Annotated in this window: 17 protein-coding genes; 5 read left to right on the top strand and 12 right to left on the bottom strand. The window is 68.5% G+C overall.

Annotated elements, in window-relative coordinates; all coding sequences use genetic code 11:
* Positions 1-260: 260 nt before the first annotated feature.
* The gene (locus tag DSY14_RS13470) at positions 261-1,022 is read right to left on the bottom strand and encodes an SDR family NAD(P)-dependent oxidoreductase (RefSeq protein ID WP_211716878.1); all 762 of its coding nucleotides are present in this window, start codon (positions 1,020-1,022) and stop codon (positions 261-263) included.
* 148 nt (positions 1,023-1,170) lie between these two features.
* Between DSY14_RS13470 and DSY14_RS13465 the strand changes: the two genes are divergently transcribed.
* Complete coding sequence (locus DSY14_RS13465; protein WP_211716877.1) at positions 1,171-1,806, top strand: TetR/AcrR family transcriptional regulator; 636 nt, start codon at positions 1,171-1,173, stop codon at positions 1,804-1,806.
* A 231-nt stretch (positions 1,807-2,037) separates the two neighbouring features.
* Here DSY14_RS13465 and DSY14_RS13460 read toward each other — a convergent pair whose 3' ends face one another.
* Together DSY14_RS13460 and DSY14_RS13455 are read right to left on the bottom strand one after the other, a co-directional pair.
* Entirely contained in the window at positions 2,038-3,129 is a 1,092-nt protein-coding gene (locus DSY14_RS13460; RefSeq protein ID WP_211716876.1) for a Gfo/Idh/MocA family protein, read from the bottom strand.
* 150 nt (positions 3,130-3,279) lie between these two features.
* Positions 3,280-4,251 carry an aldo/keto reductase gene (locus tag DSY14_RS13455; protein ID WP_211716875.1) on the bottom strand — a complete coding sequence of 324 codons (972 nt, stop codon included), beginning with the start codon at positions 4,249-4,251 and terminating at the stop codon, positions 3,280-3,282.
* A 113-nt stretch (positions 4,252-4,364) separates the two neighbouring features.
* Between DSY14_RS13455 and DSY14_RS13450 the strand changes: the two genes are divergently transcribed.
* Positions 4,365-4,985, top strand: coding sequence for a MarR family winged helix-turn-helix transcriptional regulator (locus DSY14_RS13450; RefSeq protein ID WP_211716874.1), 621 nt, complete (start codon positions 4,365-4,367; stop codon positions 4,983-4,985).
* A 388-nt stretch (positions 4,986-5,373) separates the two neighbouring features.
* Here DSY14_RS13450 and DSY14_RS13445 read toward each other — a convergent pair whose 3' ends face one another.
* Complete coding sequence (locus tag DSY14_RS13445; RefSeq protein ID WP_211716873.1) at positions 5,374-6,195, bottom strand: alpha/beta fold hydrolase; 822 nt, start codon at positions 6,193-6,195, stop codon at positions 5,374-5,376.
* 37 nt (positions 6,196-6,232) lie between these two features.
* On the opposite strand from DSY14_RS13445, the gene DSY14_RS13440 reads away from it, so the two are divergent.
* Together DSY14_RS13440 and DSY14_RS13435 are read left to right on the top strand one after the other, a co-directional pair.
* Complete coding sequence (locus DSY14_RS13440; RefSeq protein ID WP_211716872.1) at positions 6,233-6,850, top strand: TetR/AcrR family transcriptional regulator; 618 nt, start codon at positions 6,233-6,235, stop codon at positions 6,848-6,850.
* Positions 6,851-6,892: 42 nt separating this feature from the next.
* A complete protein-coding gene (locus DSY14_RS13435; protein WP_211716871.1) occupies positions 6,893-7,864 on the top strand; it encodes an MsnO8 family LLM class oxidoreductase in 972 nt (323 codons plus the stop codon).
* 252 nt (positions 7,865-8,116) lie between these two features.
* Here DSY14_RS13435 and DSY14_RS13430 read toward each other — a convergent pair whose 3' ends face one another.
* Positions 8,117-9,001 carry an aldo/keto reductase gene (locus DSY14_RS13430; RefSeq protein WP_211716870.1) on the bottom strand — a complete coding sequence of 295 codons (885 nt, stop codon included), beginning with the start codon at positions 8,999-9,001 and terminating at the stop codon, positions 8,117-8,119.
* 194 nt (positions 9,002-9,195) lie between these two features.
* On the opposite strand from DSY14_RS13430, the gene DSY14_RS13425 reads away from it, so the two are divergent.
* A complete protein-coding gene (locus DSY14_RS13425) occupies positions 9,196-10,125 on the top strand; it encodes a helix-turn-helix domain-containing protein (RefSeq protein WP_211716869.1) in 930 nt (309 codons plus the stop codon).
* Positions 10,126-10,289: 164 nt separating this feature from the next.
* On the opposite strand, the gene DSY14_RS13420 is transcribed toward DSY14_RS13425, so the two are convergent.
* The 7 genes from DSY14_RS13420 to DSY14_RS13395 form a co-directional block, all read right to left on the bottom strand.
* Positions 10,290-10,781 (bottom strand): SRPBCC family protein, encoded by a 492-nt coding sequence (locus DSY14_RS13420; RefSeq protein WP_307851215.1) that lies wholly within the window; start codon positions 10,779-10,781, stop codon positions 10,290-10,292.
* 179 nt (positions 10,782-10,960) lie between these two features.
* On the bottom strand, positions 10,961-11,227 hold the full coding sequence (locus DSY14_RS29615; RefSeq protein ID WP_374224009.1) for a cyclopropane-fatty-acyl-phospholipid synthase family protein: 267 nt from the start codon (positions 11,225-11,227) through the stop codon (positions 10,961-10,963).
* A gap of 12 nt (positions 11,228-11,239) precedes the next feature.
* Positions 11,240-11,371 carry a hypothetical protein gene (locus DSY14_RS29610; protein WP_374224008.1) on the bottom strand — a complete coding sequence of 44 codons (132 nt, stop codon included), beginning with the start codon at positions 11,369-11,371 and terminating at the stop codon, positions 11,240-11,242.
* Positions 11,372-11,602: 231 nt separating this feature from the next.
* Positions 11,603-12,217, bottom strand: a complete 615-nt coding sequence (locus tag DSY14_RS13410; RefSeq protein WP_211716868.1) for a hypothetical protein — start codon at positions 12,215-12,217, stop codon at positions 11,603-11,605.
* Between the two features lie 245 nt (positions 12,218-12,462).
* Positions 12,463-13,674, bottom strand: a complete 1,212-nt coding sequence (locus tag DSY14_RS13405) for an MFS transporter (protein ID WP_211716867.1) — start codon at positions 13,672-13,674, stop codon at positions 12,463-12,465.
* A gap of 750 nt (positions 13,675-14,424) precedes the next feature.
* The gene (locus DSY14_RS13400) at positions 14,425-15,348 is read right to left on the bottom strand and encodes a DedA family protein (RefSeq protein ID WP_211716866.1); all 924 of its coding nucleotides are present in this window, start codon (positions 15,346-15,348) and stop codon (positions 14,425-14,427) included.
* A gap of 326 nt (positions 15,349-15,674) precedes the next feature.
* Positions 15,675-17,081 (bottom strand): FG-GAP-like repeat-containing protein, encoded by a 1,407-nt coding sequence (locus DSY14_RS13395; protein WP_211716865.1) that lies wholly within the window; start codon positions 17,079-17,081, stop codon positions 15,675-15,677.
* Between the last annotated feature and the right edge of the window lie 916 nt (positions 17,082-17,997).

Raw genomic sequence — 17,997 nt, 5'->3', positions numbered from 1 at the left:
CAGCAACCCCGGTGGGGGTGGAGGCGCCGACGCCCTGCGGACCCATCCCGATCACCGCCTGGCCGGCCGGATACCGTCGACCCCATCGTCCCCATGAACACGAGGCCTCGCTCGCGCCGGTCACTCGTCGGGGACGGCGCAAGGCCCTGCGGGAGGTTCCCACCGCAGCCCACTCCCGGACACGTCCACCTCTGATGGAGAGCCGCGGCCCCATCGCTTCGTGGCCCCCGCGTCCGAGGGTTGCGGGGGCTTCCTCGGCATCAGAGGAACGCGCCGCCGGACACCTCGAGACGCTGAGCCGTGACCCAGCTCAGGCCCTCGGAGGCCAACGTGGCGATGGCGTCGCCGATCTCCTCGGGTTCGCCGACGCGGCCGAGCGCGGTCTGGCCGGCAAGACCCTGGCGCATCTCGGCGTCGTCCCGCATGGCCCCGCCGTTGAAGTCGGTGGCGGTCGGCCCCGGAGCGATGGAGTTGACCCGGATGCCGCGGAGGCCCAGCTCTGCGGCCAACGTCCGGCTCAGGGCCTCGACGGCTGCCTTGGACGCTGAGTAGACCGAGGTCGCGGGGCTGGTGTGGCGCGTCAGTGACGACGAGACGTTGATGATGCCGGCGCCCTGAGCCAGCATCGGCAGAAGCGCCTGGATGAGGAAGAACGTGCCCCGGACATTCGTGTCGAACACGGTGTCGAAGTCGTCGAGGGTGACGGCCTCCAACGGGCCGAAAACGCCCACCCCCGCGTTGTTGACCACGATGTCGAGCCGCGAAGCTTCACCCCAGCTATCCAGCAGTCGGCCCAGTTCGGCGACGAAGGTCGTGAAAGTGGGGACGTCGCTGATGTCGAGTCGCAGAACGGCGGCGGTCCCGCCCGCGGCCCGCACCTGACGTGCCGTCTCCTCGGCGCCGTCCGCGTCGCCGCGATGGGTGACGACGACACGTATCCCGCGTGCCGCGAGGGCGAGGGCGGTACTCCGTCCCAGGCCGCGGTTGGCGCCGGTCACCAAGGCGATCTCGGTGTCTGCCATGACATAACCCTTCCTCGTATGGCACCCGAAAGACAGGAGGCGCCACGGATTAGATGCGAGTCGAGTGACTCGGCTTGCTTCCGCACCGTACACAGAAGAAAAGAACCGAGTCAAGTGACTCGCCTCGGGTTTGGGGCATACTGCGTACATGGCAGCAGAGCTCTCCGCACATCACCGCCGACTCACCCAGCACAAGCGCGAGTCGATCATCGCCGCAGCCACGGAGTTGTTCCTGGACCGCGGCTACGACGGCACCTCGCTCGCCCGCATCGCCGAAGCGGCGGCGGTCTCCAAGTCCACCCTCTTCAAGCAGTTCCCCACCAAGGCGGCTCTCTTCGAGGCCATCGTCATCGAGTCCTGGCAACGTGACGCCGGCGGCACCGTCGCGCGACCTGAGGCTGGGGATCTGCGCTCCGGGCTGCAGTCCATCGGTGACCGCTATGCCGATCTCATCGGCCGGCCCGGCATGACAGCCCTGTTCCGCATCGTCATCGCCGAACTGCCCCGTTTCCCCGAACTGGGGAGGATGCAGTTCCAGCTCGGCAAACTGCCCTACTTCGCTTCCGTCCAGCAGTACCTGGAGGCCGAGCACGAGGCCGGCAACGCCGATGTCCCTGACGCCGAGAGCGCCGCCAACCAGTTCCTCGGCATGATCGCCAATTACGTCCTGTGGCCGAGCATGCTGCTGATCGACTGGAAACCGGCCTCCTCCGACACCCACTACGCCGTCGAGCAAGCCGTGCGGACCATGCTCGCCCGATACGCCGTTGACCCGTCGGCCTGATCCGCCCCTCCCATGCGGCGGCCCCAGAGCCGGAGCCTTCGAGGGCGCACAGCGCGGGGCGCGGGGGAGGGGCGGTCCCCGCCCTCGCCTGAGGCCGACGCCATCAGGCCCCCGCGACCGACCCGGAGTTCTCGCGGCCGTTGCGACCCCTCGCTTCTGCGGGGGTCGCGAGGGGCGACTTCCAGATCCGCGGGAGCCGATACCGCAGGGGCGCAGGTGCGGATCCGCCCGCTACTGCCGGGTGCCGGTGCGCGCGGCCCGCTCGACCCGGGCGATCAGCCGGCTGTTGTGGAGGGCGTGACCGAACCCCGGTGTGTGGAAGGTCCCGTCTCGGATGTCGCGTGCGAGGGAGGCGTACACCTCACCCACGTTGATGGACGCCCCGTTCCACACCTGCGGCGCGGTCGGTCCGTTACCCGTGGCCACGGGCGCGTCCGGCGCGGGAAAGTCCACGCTCGAGGTCAGGGTGAGGTCACCGACCTGCACGCCCGCGGGGTGGTGCCCCGTGAGTCGGAGCCACCCCTGCTCTCCACGCACCTCCAGACGGAAACCGGCCTCGTGCTCGGGCACTCCCGCCAGGACCTGGACCCCCACGGGGGCACCCGACCCGGTCTTGACGATGGCGTCGAGGTGGTCGGGCACCTCACGTACGGTGGTCCCGCCGGTGTCCGTCAGCCGGACCGTCGGCCAGAGCAGCTCCGTTCGTGCGTCGATCTCGGTGATGTCGCCCAGAACCGCCTCGACCACGTCCAGGACGTGGGCGACGGCGATCTTCAGGAATCCGGCTCCGGCCGCCTCCTGGTCGAAGTACGCGTAGGCGCTGACCGACTCCGGTCCGTTGCCGAAGGTCGTGGCGCTCACGCGTGCCGAGAGCAACCGGCCGAGCCGCCCTCCACCGATGATCTCCACGGCGCGGCGCACGGAGGGGTTGTGGCGCCCTTGGAGGCCGATCGCCGTGTGCAGGGAACCGGCCGCGTCCGCCATCTCTCGTGTCTCCTCGACGGTCGCCCCCAGCGGGGACTCCGAGTACACGGCCTTGCCTTCCTTGAGGGCGGCGAGCACGAGCTCGCGGTGGGCCGGGACCTTGACGGCCACCGTGACGAGGTCGATCGCCGGGTCGCGGATGAGCTCGAACGGGTCGGAGAACCAGCGCCGGGCGCCGAAGGCCTCGGCGGCCGCGCGGGCGCTCTCCTCCCGCCGGGTCGCCACGGCCGTGAGCACGAGCCCGGGATGTGCGGACAGCGCCGGGATGTGTGATCCTCCGGCCCAGCTCGCCCTGGTGTCGGCTCCGACGACGCCGACGCGGATCCTCTGGTCGGACATGATGAACGGTTCCCTTCGTCACGACGGCACGGCTTCTCCCTGCCGTCGGGGCCTTGGTGTGGTCGGGGCGCGGCTTCCGGGCCCGGGTCTGCGGACTTCCGTCGGTTCCCTCACCGACAGGGTCGCTCCCGGAACCGCGGAGCGGCCCTGTCAGCGGTCGACGGCGGCCATTCCACCCTGGTCGTGACGCTCTCCGAACGCCGGACCCAGTCCGTTCAGACGGGAGAGCTGGTCGGCGGTGAGCCGGACGGCGTCGGCGGCGCTGTTCTCTGCGAGTCGGTCGATGTGCCTGGTGCCCGGGATGGGAGCGATACCTGCGCCCTGCGCGAGCAGCCAGGCCAGCGCGATCTGCGCGGGTGTGGCGCCGGCCTCGTGGGCGATCTCGCTCACCTGGTCGGCGATGCGCAGGTTGCGTTCCAGGTTGCCGCCGGTGAAGCGCGGGTTCGTGCGGCGCCAGTCGTCGGGAGCCAGGCCGTCCAGGGAGCGGATCTTCCCGGTGAGGAAGCCGTGCCCGAGCGGGGAGTAGGGCACCAGGCCGATCCCGAGCTCGCGCAGGGCGGGTAGTACCTCGGTCTCGGGGTCGCGGGTCCACAGGGAGTACTCGGTCTGGACTGCGGCCAACGGGTGGACGGCGTGGGCTCGACGGATCGTGGACGCGGAGGCCTCGGACAGTCCGATGTGGCCCACCTTGCCCTGGGCCACGAGCTCCGACAGTGCCTCGACGGTCTCCTCGATGGGGATGTCGGGGTCGATCCGGTGTTGGTAGTACAGGTCGATGTGGTCGGTGCCCAACCGTTTCAGGGAGCCCTCCACGGCGCGGCGGACATTGGCCGGGGAGCCGTCCATACCGGGGCGGCCCGTGTACGAGACGAGGCCGAACTTGGTGGCCACGGCCACGCGGTCGCGGCGCCCCTTCAGGGCGAGGCCCAGCAGTTCCTCGTTGGTGTAGGGGCCATAGGCCTCGGCCGTGTCCAGATGTGTGACGCCGATGTCCAACGCGCGGTGGATCGTCCGGATCGACGCGTCGTCGTCGGAGTTGGCTCCGGTGTAGAAGGCCGACATCCCCATCGTTCCGAGCCCGACGCGGGATACCTCGAGTCCTCCCAGGAGGGTGGTGTCCATGACGTGTTCCTCTCTGCGGCGTGTCATCCTGCCGTTGACCACGCGAGAACTTGATGCATCAATAATTACACGATTCAACTTGATGCTTCAACAAGTGGGGTAGGTTGGAACCCATGAGCAGAGTCGACGGCCGCACAGGGGAAGAGTCGGACCCGGACCCACGGGAGGCCGGGGCGACTTCGGCCGCCGCCGAAGGAGGCGACGGGGGAGGGTCCACGGGGCCGGATGACGGCGTCCGCTGGCTGAACGACGAGGAGCGGGCGGCCTGGCTGGCCAACTCGGCGATCATGGTCAGCCTGCCCGCCGCCCTGGACGCGCGGATGCAGCGTGAGTCGGGGATGACGTTCTTCGAGTACATGGTGCTGTCGGTCCTTTCGGAGGAACCGGACCGCACCATGCAGATGAGCGCGCTGGCCGTGCGCACCGCGGCCTCGCTCTCGCGGCTGTCGCACGTCGTCGGGCGGTTGGAAAAGCGCGGACTGATCACGCGCGCCCGTATCCCCGGACTGGGCCGACGCACCAACGCCACCCTGACCGACGCCGGGTTCCAGGAGGTCGTCGCGGCGGCCCCCGGCCATGTCGCCGCGGTCCGCGAATACCTCATCGACGGTCTGGAGCACCGCGATATCGCGGCGCTGGGCCGCATCGGCCGCGCGGTCGAAGCGGCCATCGACCGTGGTGCGTCCGTCTCCCGTACCGCCAAACCGGAGTCGCCCGAATCGTTCACTCCGTAGGTGTGCGGACCCCGGATCCACGGTCTGGCCCGGCGACGGGGATCCCTGCCTTCACCCGAACCGCGCACGTTCGGTGACCCGAGGTTCGCTCGGCTCCGTGCCGCCCGGACTCAGGAACCGGATGTGTTGCAGGCGCAAGGCTCGCTCCACGCCGGGCGCCGGCGGCCTCGACCCGGAAGCGTTCGGGAGTTCGGCCGGCGGTCATCGGACGTGACGCGGGCCAGGGTCATGTGTGCGGGGTGTGCGGGCTCGGCGCTCTCGGATGGGTCCGCGTCCGACCCGCCCGGCTCCGTCAGGGGTGCCCTGCTCGGAGAAGTGGGCCGCCACGACACGCACCCGCACACGCGCACCGAACCCGCCGCACACCTGCCGCTGCTCTGGGGCGTGGTCACCGCGCGCTCGGTTCCTCCGGCGTCCGCCCACCCAATCGGTCCACGAGCGCAGCGAGGTCACGTGGCGCTTCGAGGTGCGCCATGTGTCCCTGACCAACAAGAACGTGCGTCTCGGCATCCCCGACCAGCCGGCGGACGTCATCGAACGTGGTCCCGTAGGGCGCAAGACCGGCATTGCGCCCACCGACGATCAGGTCGACTCGACCGGCGTGTTCCGCCAATGCCGAGGGCACCGGTGCGGAGTTCAGGGCCACCGTCTCGGGGTACACGGGCTCGCTCAGGCGCTTGAGGGTTTCCCAGACGCTCGCGTCCGCGCGAAGCGCCTCCATCGTCTCGACGTCCATCCCGGCTATGCGCGTGGTGACGATCGTGGCGCTCTCATCCCGGTCCCGGGCGTCGTGGGCGACCTCCAACTCGGGAAGCGCATGGGCGGCGAAAGGCCGGACGATCGGCTCGTAGGCGATGACGTGGGGGAGCGCCGTCCGGTCGGCCACATGGAGAGAGATCAGGCCACCGTAACTCCAACCGAACAGGACCCGCACGTTCGTGAACTCGGCCAGTGCCGCGATGGCATCGTCCACTTCGAGGTCGAGGGAGTAGTCGTCGGTCAGGGGACCCGATGGTGCTCGTCCTCTGCGGTTGACGACGGCGACCGTGGACCAGCGCTCCAGCGCGGTCGCGACCCCGCCCCAGCTCCGGGCGTCGCTCATCACCCCGGGGACGATGACCAGGGCGGGCCCATCCGGTTCTCCGTAAACGTCGATACCGATCCAGCTGTCCCGGGCCACGGGGATCGTCTTCTGAAGCGTTCGTTCCATAACCATATTATGGATCAAATGCTCTATAATCTCCACCATGGACGTTCGCCCCTCCGGCAGGCCTCGCTTGTTCGATCGCGACCGCGCCGTCCGAGACGCCGCGCACCTCTTCTGGCGCCACGGCTTCTCCGGCACTTCGACCCGCGTGCTCACCGCTGCTCTCGGAATCTCCAGTTCAAGCCTGTACGCGGCCTTCGGCTCGAAGGCGGGGTTGTTCGCCGAGGCGGTGCACATGCACGCGCGGCGCTACACCGCGATCTACGAGAGGGCGGTGTCGGAAGCGGACCTCGGCCATGTCGTCGACAGGCTCCTCGTCGACTCCGTGCACGAGTTCACCCGGGTCGGCGATGACCACGTGGGGTGTCTCACCACCAGCGCCGCGATGGCCGATGCTCCCGATACCCTCGACGTCCGCACCTTCGTCGATGAGAGGCAACGCGCCGACAAGCGTCTGCTTCGCGAGCGAGTCGAACGAGCCGTGCTGGACGGTGAGGTGCTCGGCGACGTCGACGCCGCCGCGTTCACCGACCTCGTACAGACCCTGTGGCACGGCCTCTCCGTGCGCGCGAGCCTCGGTGCCGGCCGGACGGAACTGCTGGCGTCCGTGCGACTCGCGCACGCGCTCATAGCGGGCACGCTTCGTGCACAGGGATAACAAGAACGTGCTGCCAAACCACGATGAGGAGGCCGGGACCTGATGCGCGTCTCTCTGCTCGACCGCTCACGGACGCGCGAGGGCGAGCCCGACGCGGAGTCGATCGCGACGACCGTCGAGCGGGCGGTACGCGCGGACGAACTGGGTTTTCACCGTTTCTGGACCGCCGAGCACCACGCGGTCCCGGGCATCGCCGGCTCCGCTCCCACCGTGTTGCTCGCGGCGATCGGTGCCCGCACACACCGCATCCGCCTGGGCACCGGAGGGGTCATGGTGCCCAACCACAACCCGCTGGTGATCGCCGAGCAGGCCTTGTCACTGGAGGCGCTGTACCCGGGCAGAGTCGACCTGGGACTGGGTGGATCACTCGGGTTCACCGCTCCGATCCGGCGGGCGCTCGGGCGGACCTCACTGCGCGAGGACGACTATCCGAACGAGGTCGCGCGGGTTCGACGATATGTGAGTGGTCGGGCCGAGATCACCGCCCGGCCCGACGTCGGGCCTCCACCCGTGTTCCTGCTCGCCGTCCGTGGCGGCCTGGCCCTGGCCGCGGAGCTCGGCCTGCCGGTGGTGGTCGGCGGGCCGGTCGTGCACGACGAGCAGCGGCTGGCGGCGTACTTCCGAGACTTCCGCCCGGGTTCGGCCGCCGCCGCGCCCTATCTGATGGTGAACCTGGACATCTCCGTCGCCAAGACCCAGGAGCGCGCCCGCGAGCTGCTGCTGCCCGATGCCTGGGCGCACGCGGACTCACGGGACGTCGGCGAGTTCCGCGCGCAGCGCCCCGTCGAGGAGGTACGTCGACTGCTCGACGGCACGACCCGGGAGAGGAAGCTCAAGGCGGTGGACGATTGGTTGGCCGGTGCGGTGATCGGCACCCCGAAGCAGGTGGAGAACTCGCTCACCGACATCGTCGAACGCACCGGTGCCTCGGAGGTCCTGGCGAACGTCAGCACCCATGACCGCGACGAGGTCAGGAAGACCGACGAGTTCCTCGCCTCGCTCCAGACCCCGTAGCCGCCCCGGTTCTCGCCCCCGGAGCACCCGACGCCCCAGTGGCACCCCGCCGCTCCTCCTTGTGGGGATTCCGCATGGAGGTCACCGACCTTCGAGGAAGCCGGTGCCTTCAGCGACGCGGATCGCCCCGTGGAGTGAGGGGGGAGCCCCCGCGACCAATCGGTTACGGGGGCAGCCTCCGAGCAGCCGTCGCTGCTCGGTGATCACTCCCGTGAACGGTCGACGGGTGAGGCGCGCGGCACCCGGGTGGGCTCAGGTCTCGGGGAACCGGATGCCCGCCGTTTCGAGCGTGAGACCGGCCGGTTCGGGGCCGCGGCGGATGCCCTGATCGAGCGTGTCGATCGAGGCGAGTTCGTCGGCGGTGAGCTCGAAGTCGAAGACGTCGAAGTTCTCCTGGATCCGGTGCTGCTTGACGGACTTGGGAATGGCGGAGCGCCCCTGCTGCAGGTGCCAGCGCAGCATCACCTGGGCCGGCGTCCTGCCGTGTGCGGAGGCGATCCGCGCGATGGTGGGGTCGTCCATGACGTTGACGCGGTCCTCGCCCCAGCCCGGGTAGAACGTGATGCCACCGATGGGCGACCAGGCCTGGGTGAGCGTTCCGTGGGCGGCGTCGGCCCGCTGGACGTCGGGCTGGGTGAAGTAGGGGTGCAGCTCGCTCTGGTTGACGGCGGGGACGACGTCGGTCCGGGCGATCAAGTGCTCCAGGTGCTCGGGGGAGAAGTTGCTGACGCCGATCGCGCGGACCCGACCCTCGGCCAGGAGCCGCTCCAGGGCCTTGTAGGCCTCGACGGTCAGGTCGAACCGTGTCGGGAGGGGCTGGTGCAGGATGAACAGGTCGATCACGTCGAGGCCGAGCTTGCCGGCGCTCTTGTCGAAGGCGTGCAGGGTCGCCTCGTGGCCGTAGTCGTCGATCCAGACCTTGGTCTCGACGAAGTACTCCTCGCGGGTGAGCTCCGACTCCCGTAGGGCCTGTCCGACCTCGCGTTCGTTGCCGTAGGCGGCCGCGGTGTCGATGAGCCGGTACCCGGTCTCCAACGCCGCGGTGACCGCTCCGACGGTCTCCTCGGGAGGGGACTGGAAGACGCCGAGCCCGAGCGCGGGCATCTCGACACCGTTGTTGAGCGTGATGGTGTGCATGTCCTCGAACCTAGGACGGTGGCGGACGGTCGGGCAGGGCGTGTCGGTACCCCGTCTGGCGCGACCCCTCCACAGCGGGGTGGCGAAGCCGCGGACGGCACCCGGCCGGGAGATCGGGCCCAGGGGGTTCTGCCAGACCCCCCTTTGACCAGGACCCTGGTCACCGGTGTTCTCGGGTGCGTATCGTCACGCCCATGGACCTTCCCACCGAACTGCGCGACTTCCTCGTCTCGCGGCGCGCGAGGCTGACGCCGGAAGCCGCCGGAATGCGGCCGTTCGCCGGCAGGCGCCGCGTCCCCGGGCTGCGCCGGGAGGAGACCGCGTTCCTGGCCGGCGTGAGCGTCGAGTACTACACCAAGTTCGAACGCGGCAAGGTCACTGGGGCCTCGGAGGAGGTCGTCGACGCCATCGCCGGGGCCCTGCGGCTCGACGAGATCGAACACCAGCACCTGCGCAACCTCGCCCAGGGAACCCGGCGACGGACCGGCGGGACGCACACCCCCTCCGCCCACCGCGTGCCGGCGGGGGTGCAGAGCGTCCTGGACGCCCTCACCGTCCCCGCGTTCGTGCTGAACGAGCGCCTGGACATCCTCGCCGCCAACGCCTTGGGACGTGCCCTCTATCCGATGGAGGGCGGGAACGAGTCCGGCCTGTTCAACGCTTCCCGGTTCCTCTTCCTGGACCCCCGGTCGCACGACTTCTTCCGCGATCGCGGAGCCGTCGTGCGCAACAAGGTCGCGCTCCTGCACGCCGCCGCGGTCAAGAACCCCGACGACGAGGGCCTCATCGCGCTCATCGGCGAGCTGTCCACCAAGAGCGCCGAGTTCCGCCAGGCATGGGCCGAACAGAACGTTCTGCGGTACCGCGCGGGCCCCAAGCGCTACCTGCACCCACTGGTGGGCGAACTCGACTTCACCTACGAGACCTTCACCATGCCCGCCCACTTCGGGCTGACCATGCTCGTCTACAACGTCGAGCCCCGGTCCGCCACGGCCGAGGCCCTACGACTCCTGGGAAGTTGGACCGCACCGAACCCCGACAGGCAGGGGGCGGAGTCCGAGACCACGGACGACCGTACGGTCACCGATCGCAGTGAGGCGGCCGAAGAGCAAGGGCGCCCCTGACCGGCGGATCCACGAGGTGGTCGCCCGTTGGGTGGGCACTTCTGAGAACACGAATCTCGGACGGGAACAGGCCTTGAAGCCGGTTCCGGCGACACACGGTCCGGCGGCCCGTCGCACCGCGACTCCGACGGCGGTCATGGCCGTCGTCGATACCGGCGAGCAGATCAGCCCGTCGCTTCCCGGACGTCCTTTCCCTGTTCGGCGAACGCCTTGAAGTCCTGCATGTGCCGTCGCGACTGCTTCCGAAAGACGCCGGGCATCGCAAGCCCCACCAGCCTCATCAACAAGCCGCTGAACCTGAACTCGTTCTCGCTCACCCAGAGCGTCGTCTCCGGACCGGTCTCGGTCAACCGCTCGCGCGCAGCGTTCCACATGCCCTCGCCGACGATCTCGCGTTCGAAGTGAACGACGCTCTCTTTCGGGATTCCGTGCAGGTCCGCCGGTTCCCGGCGCGTGATGGTCTCGACGCACTCCATCTCCTGCCCACCCGTCCGCATCACCACCCGCGACTTGGTACCGACCTGTCCGTGCACTCCGCTCAGCGGCTCGTGCAGCACCAGACCCCGCAGCCATTTCTGCATGTGCGTCGGGTCGGCGAGCAGTTGGACCGTCTTCTCCCGTGGCAGGTCGATCTCGATCGAGATGGTGTATTTCACGGCGCGGCCCTCCTGGGTGATGAGGGAGTGAGCGTACTCCACCGACCTTCGATCACGGGCGCTCGACCCACCTGCTGGAGCGCATCAGGAACGCCCCGACCAGGAACATCGGAGCAGGGTCCGGCGCTCACCTCGGGTTCTCGTTCCGTTGTTCCGAGCGCTCGCGCATGCGGCCGGTGTCACGACGACCGCCGGAACCCGCAGGCGGTCACGGGTCGCGTGGTTTGCACGGCCGGATCACCGCCCCACACGTGCGTGGAACCGACGTTGAACACCACGTCGGCGGTCTCGCCCGTCCACGCGGCGACGTCTGCGACCACCAGCTCGACCCGGTCGGTCAGCCCGCGCTGTTCGGCGATGTCCCGACCATGCCGGATGTCGCCCTCGCCGAGGTCGATCCCGAACCCGGTCGCGGTGGGTTCGGTCGCCGGCGTACGCAGCGACAACTCGGCCCAGCCTCAGCCCACATCCACGACATGGCGGCCCGCCAGTGGGCCGAGCGAGCGGATCAGTCGAACGGCCCGCTCATCCGAGAGCGGGCCGTTGAAGTCGAGGTCGCGGTACAAGGGAGGAATATCGGGGGTCGTCATCCAGTCAGGATGACCTCTCCCGATCCCGCCGGTCCACCGGTTTGTGCCAAGCAACGACACCTCTCGGATCCCCGTGCCGGTCCAGTCGCGTGCCCGGGTGCCGTGCGGACGGGGCCCGTTCGGGGACGACCGACGGGATCGTCATCGGCCGTTTCCGCGAGGGCCGAGGGCGAACCCCCGGCACCGTTGCCGCCGAAGACGCGGCATCGGCTCCCGACGCCGGCCTCCTCGTCAGTACAGCATGTTGTACGTGATGCCCTCGACCAACGCGATGCCCAGGAGCAGGACGACGATGGCCGGATAGAGACGGAGGTTGTCCCTGACCCCCGCTCGGTACCCGGCCCAGGCCGACGGGAGTTCGCGCCGCCGGTGACCGAAGGTCGACCTCCAGAGGAGGACGGACCCCAGCATCGCCAGGACATAAGCCTGGAACTCGATCACGAGCACAGGGGAGGTCGCGAGGACGACGATCCCTTCTTCGGCCGATGTCGGTGCGTAAGGCATACCGATGAACACGGCCCGCCACACCGTTGCGACCACACCGAAGAAGGGGATGACGAGCGAGGGCAGGGTCGTCGTCAGCAGCGCGGCGAACAGGAGATTCGCGAGGAACGTCAACAGCGTGATCCGCACGATGTCGCCGCCGGCGTACGCATCGAGGACGAGGGATGCGCCCGGCGCGTCGAGGAAGGCCTCCATGTTCGCGAGCCCCGTCTCGTACATCCCGGGGATGAGAGGGGTCACGATCATCGTCGCGATGAGAGTTCCGTAGACGACGACGTTGAGCAGGAGGTAGGTCCTCCAGTTCTCGCTCAGCACGCTTCGGAAGTCTCTGTAGATGCGCATGGGTATGTTTCCTTTCTCGCTGTGGGTGCGGAATCGGTGAACGGCGGTCCGATCGTGAAGGTGGGGCGGACCGGTCACCTCTGCTTCTCGTGGTCATCGCGGGTCGTGTTCGGGCAGGGCTGTGTCGGTGGGACGGGAGCGCTCACCATGGAGAAGGAAGGAGCGCTCCAGTGCGCCTCGCCGACGCGGAGAGCCCCGGGTGATCGTTCGCCGAAGGCGAAGAGCTCCACGGTGCTCGGGGTGCATCAGGCCTCCGGCTGTCCCAAGCGGCGCAGGCGTGGGGTGAGCAGCGCGCTGATCGCCGCGAGGATCCACAGCGCCGCGAACACGGTCGTCGTGAGGGGGAGGCCGCTGACCTCGATGAGCACGGCGGCCGTGCCGATACCCGCAGCGGGTACCAGGGTCATGACGGCGTTCTGCGCGCCCAGCACCGTGCCGCGTTGGGAGTCTGCGACGTTCTCGATGAACGCGAGCCCGATCACGGCGTTCATGGAGCCGCCACCGATGCCGACGATCGCCGCCCCGGCGAAGATCGACCACACCGGGCCGAGGACGCCGATGGCCGAGAAGCCCACGGCGACGAGGACGAGGCCGCTGATGAACCACACGCGGTGCGGGACGCGGTGGCCGAACGCCGCGAAGCATCCCCCACCGATCAGCAGGCCCGCGGCGAGCGCGCTGAGCACGAACCCGACGAACCCGGGCTCGCCCTGGAACGCGAAATGGACCGGGATCACCATGCCCTGTGTCGCGGCCAGCACGATGGCCAGGGCCGACCCCAGCAGGACCAGCCCGCGCAGCAGCGGGGACCGGACGATGATCCCCAGGCCGTGGAACATGGACGTCGTGGGCCGAGCCGTGGAGGCCGTCGCGGGGTCGGAGGCGAGCACGGTCGCACGCTTGGGGATGACGAAGGTGAGCACCGCCGCCATCGCCGCCAGACCAGCGGTGATCCAGAGCACGGTGACCGGTGCGAACGAGGCGACCAGGATCCCCGCGACCGCCGGGCCGAGCAGCAGTGAGACCCCGGCCAGGGACTCGCGTACTCCGATGAGTCGCGAGGGGTTCATCATGGCGGCCTTGGCGATCGCCGGCAGCATCGCCTCCCGAGCGGTGATGCCCGGCACGTCCCCGAACGAGTTCAGAACGGCCACGGCGACGAACCAGCCCAGGCTCAGTCCGATCGTGAGATCGACGATCGGCAGGATCAGTAGTGCCACGGCCGAGATGACGTCGGAGAGGATGGCGGCGGTGCGCCGGTTGATGCGATCGACGAGGGAGCCCATGAGCAGCCCCGCCAGGGCCGCGGGCACCGCGGCGGCGATCGCCACGATGCCCGCGCCCAGGGGGCTGCCGGTGGTGAACAGCACCACCAGAGGCAGAGCGATCGCGGTGATCGAGTTGCCCAGCAGCGAGGTGCCGAACGAGGCCAGATAGAAGAAGTTGATCCGATTCACGCGAACAGCTCACGCTACGACGTCGCGTCGGGGTCAAGCCCGTGTCGGCCCCGCTCGCGAAGAAGTCTCGGGTACGCGGTCGAGGAACGTTCCGCTGAGGGCACGGTGGCCGTCGGCCGCACCAGAACAGAAGAGCCCGGAATCCCTCACACCAGGGCGCAGGCCGAGGGGGTGTCCGAGCCGGCATGGGTGTGGTGCGCCCCGGCGGCTCTCACCCCCGTTGACGCTCGTTCTCAGCGTGATCCCCGGTCGCCGCCCCGATGGGCCAACTCCCCGGGTTCAGCGGCGGTCACCTCGTCACGCAACCGGTGGTGACGCGAAACGTGCTCATCGGAGAAGTAGGCAACCGGTATGCCGGGCAGGGCGGGACCCCCGGCAGTGCAGGAGCGCTTGGTCATCGAACCACCACCACGTCCGATGGCCCATCGCCGAGCACCGCATCGATCTTCACCGAGGCGCGTCAGCACCTCCGACCCGCGGGCCGATCTCCGCCGACCCTTCACGGCCGGGGGGAGGGGCTGCGATACCGCCAGAGCCTGGAGTCATCCTCAGGGGGATCATCCTGCCCGAGCCGGTCGCAGCGCAGGCTCATGCCCATGAACCAGCATTAGGAGGGGCACCTCTCGGAAGGCCATGGCCCGGGTCGGTCGATCGTGGGGGCTTGACGGTGAGGGGACGGTTCACGTCTTGGCCGCCACATCCTGAAGCGATCCTCTTCGAACCCCGACCCTGCCCGTCGAGATCCTCCTTTCAGAGGTCCTCGCCGGACGCCGGGCCTTGGGGGGATTCGGGAACCTTCTGTGCGACCTCGGCACCGGTCCCGGGGGCTGCTCCGGCGGCCAGGCGCTCGGTCTCCGCGTCGTAGGCCTTGCCCGCCTCCTGCACAGCGGCCGACTTGCGTGCCCGCTGGTCGCGAGCAGTGAGGAACACGGGGTACATCGCCATGACCATGATCAGGGCGACCATGATCCACAGGGCGTACCTGTCGATCAACAGGACGACGTCCACACCTGTGCGCCCCGAGGTGTGACCGATGTAGGCCACTGTCGAGGTGACCATGAGGGCTCCCAGGACGTCCATGAGCACGTAGGTGCGCAGCCTCATCCCGCTGGTGCCGGCCAGGACACAGACGATCTGGCTCGGAACCCCGGGCAGGTAGGCGAACACGACCAGCACACGCAGGACCCAGGGGTTCATGGCTCTGAGACGCTCGGCGAAGCGCTGTGCCCGGTCGGTGGGCGCCAGGAATCGAATGATGCGGAACCCCCAGTGGCGACCGATCCACCAGAAGAACCAGTTCAGCTTGACCTTGCCGATGACGCCGGCCAGAACGACCACCCACAGCGCACCCTGGCCGACACCGGCGAAGGCCCCGCCCGCCCCGATCGCGGCGTAGCTTCCGGTGATGGCGGCCAGGAGCACGGGGTGATCCGCGATCAGGAGTGGTCGCAGTGGGATGGTCAGGGTCAGGAACAGTGGGAGACCGATCATGAGGCCGAGCAGGATCTTGTCCTGTGTCCGGGGTTTTCCGTCCCAGAGCCTCATGGCCTTGACGTGTTCCTTGCCCAGTTCCCTCTCTCGTTGTTCCCAGTTCTTGAGAGCATCGTTGATGGTTTCATCGCGAGTGGGGCGAGGGCTGCCCGAGGCCTCTCGCCGGGGGATATCCGCGCTCATGTCAACACCATGCCGCAAGGTGAACACCTTGCGATAGGTGCGGGAGTTCTACGGTGGCGTAACGTCACGTGTCGCTACGTACCGTTCCGTCCCCCACCATCCGAGTCAGGATGCCGTCCTGTGCCACCTTGTGCCGCCCGCTGCCGTCTCGGTCCGGAACTGCGGAGCACAAACGGAGCACACAGCCAGATCCCACGGTCTTCGCCCATCGGGGTCGATCTCGCGGTTGAGGTGATAGTCCGCTAAACCTGTTGAACTGTGGGGACCTGACCGGCGGGCCGCTGATCCGTGAACGCGGCCCGCCCGCCCCGACATGGCGAACTGGTTCAGGACAGGTCGTGGCCGAACTCGGCACCGCTGCCGTCGATGCCCATCGTGGCTCCACCGAAGGTCTGTGATCCCTGACCGCTCAGACCGTCGGTGTCGGCGTAGAGGATGGTGATGGCGCCGTTGCCCTCGTTCTCACCCGGCACACCGGCCACCAGGTCCAGCAGGCCGTCACCGTTCAGATCGATGAGCGTCACGGCAGCCCCCATCCGGTCTCCGGCCTCCAGAGCTCCCGCCACACCGTCCGAGCCTTGGACGAAGAACTGTTCGCGTCCGTCCAACCAGTCGGGACCTCCGTAGAGCACGTCCACGCCTCCAGCATCGGCGCCTCCGTCGGCGTCCTCCACGGTGGTGTCACCGAGCACGATGTCAGCATGCCCGTCACCGTCGATATCACCGACCGCCACCGCGTCATCCCCGAGGTCGGAGTCCAGGGTCAGCCCCTGACCGGTCAGACCCGACGCCGAACCGGCCAGAATGCGAGCGGCATCGCCGTCGGCGTGGGTGACGACCACGTCGGCGTGCCCGTCACCGTCGATGTCACCGGCGCTCATCTGGGCCTGGGCCGAGTTCAGCTCCACCGGCTCGTGCAGGGCCGTCCGGTCTAATCCGTCGGGGGAACCGGCGAAGAGGAGCAGGTCGCCCTGGTCACCGTTGCCGCCGTGATCGGTCGTCACCAGCAGGTCCGGGTACCCGTTGCCGGTGACATCGGCCAGTTCCAGGCCGGAGATCTCATCGCCCACCGCGTCGGTGGCGAGGAAGGTCGTGACCGAGGGATCGTTGCCGCCCTCGGACAGATCGCTGCGCCCCCACAACACCACGACGTGGTCCGCGGCGCTGATCACCACGTCGTCACGTCCGTCACCGTCCAGGTCACCGACGGCCAGGTGGGTGCCGAACCCGGTGTCGCCGCGCTCCTGACGCGGGGAGTGCAAACCGATGGATGAATCGGAGAGCCCGTCGGAGGAACCGAAGACGACCTGCACCAACCCGGCGTCGGTGTACTCGAGCACGTCTTCGCTGGGCGCCGCCACCACCAGATCGGCGTGCCCGTCACCGTCCAGATCAGCCGAGGCGACCTGTTCACCGAACCGGTCCCCGACCTCGGGGACACCAGGCACCCCCTCAGAGTCCTGATCGACCTGGTAACCGGCCTGTGGGTCGGCGCCGTCCGGCCCGCCCGGGACCACGGCCACGTAGCCACCGCGGACACCGTTCCCGCCCACTCCTTCGGGGGCGCCCACGAACAGATCGGCGTAACCGTCACCGTCCACATCGTGCGTTGAGACCGTGTCCGCATGGACGGGTGACAGAGCCAGGGGTAGGCAGAGCGCGGTCGCGGCGAGCACGACCGACCCTCTGCGCGAGAAGTCGGTTTTGCGCACGTCGGGGGTGTGCTGTTCCAAGGAATTCGCTCCAAGAAGGGGAATCGGGAGATTGGGGAAGCTGTTGCTTCCAACGCATACAAGTCGGAAGCGGAAAATCCGAAAGGAAGTGGATGCCCGGCGATGCTAGCCACGGCCCGGCGGGAACAACCAGTCACCCAGTGCAGAAAATATGACCCTGCGTGAAATTCCAAAAACCAGGTTTTAGACTCTGCGCACCGGATTGTGGAAGCGTCCGGATCTCTCGCCAGCGGTTTCTTTTGCGCCCTGGCGTGCTCCGGGGCGCCGACCGGGGGTCGGTCACGTTACGCCACCAAGGTGGAACCGAGGCCACCTGTGGCCACCGGGCCATCGATGTCGCCCCTTCAAGGTGGGAAGAAACTCCACCCTGACGTCCCACCAAGACCCGAGCAGCGCATCCGTGTCGTCAGCAGGCTGTTCAGGGGGCGAGACAGGGCGAAGCAAAGGCAGGGATGACGGGGGAGTCCACCACCGGGCTGTTGCAGTGCATCAATTGTTGCCCCGTGGCCACAGGTGGCCCCGGTTCCACTCCGGTAGCACAGCGTCACCCGACTCGGAGATGGGGCCGTGGACACAAGCGGGTCCTGCGAGAGGGGCTGGTCACAGCACTGAAATACTGCGCAGCCCCCTGCACCAGACCGTAAACCTCTTTTCAAGCTATTTACTGAAAGTGTTCATTCTTGCTCTCGGTCACTGGTGGAAATCGACGGATGGTGACTAGCATCGCCGTGCATCCACGTCCACGCGGGTTGCCCGCTCTCAATACTCCTTTGGCTGGAGATGCCAGAGACGCCTATCCCCCGTTTCCCCCTTTCTTTGGAGTCTTTCCTCTTGAGACCGCTCCCCTTGCGCTCGGTCGTGGCCACAACGGCCGCCGCGACTCTGACCCTCGGCCTGCTCTCAGCCCCACCCGCCT

Source organism: Nocardiopsis sp. MG754419 (assembly GCF_018207095.1).
Lineage (GTDB): Bacteria > Actinomycetota > Actinomycetes > Streptosporangiales > Streptosporangiaceae > Nocardiopsis.
The sequence above is the reverse complement of the archived record's forward strand: the minus strand, read 5'-3'. Positions and strand labels throughout refer to the sequence as shown.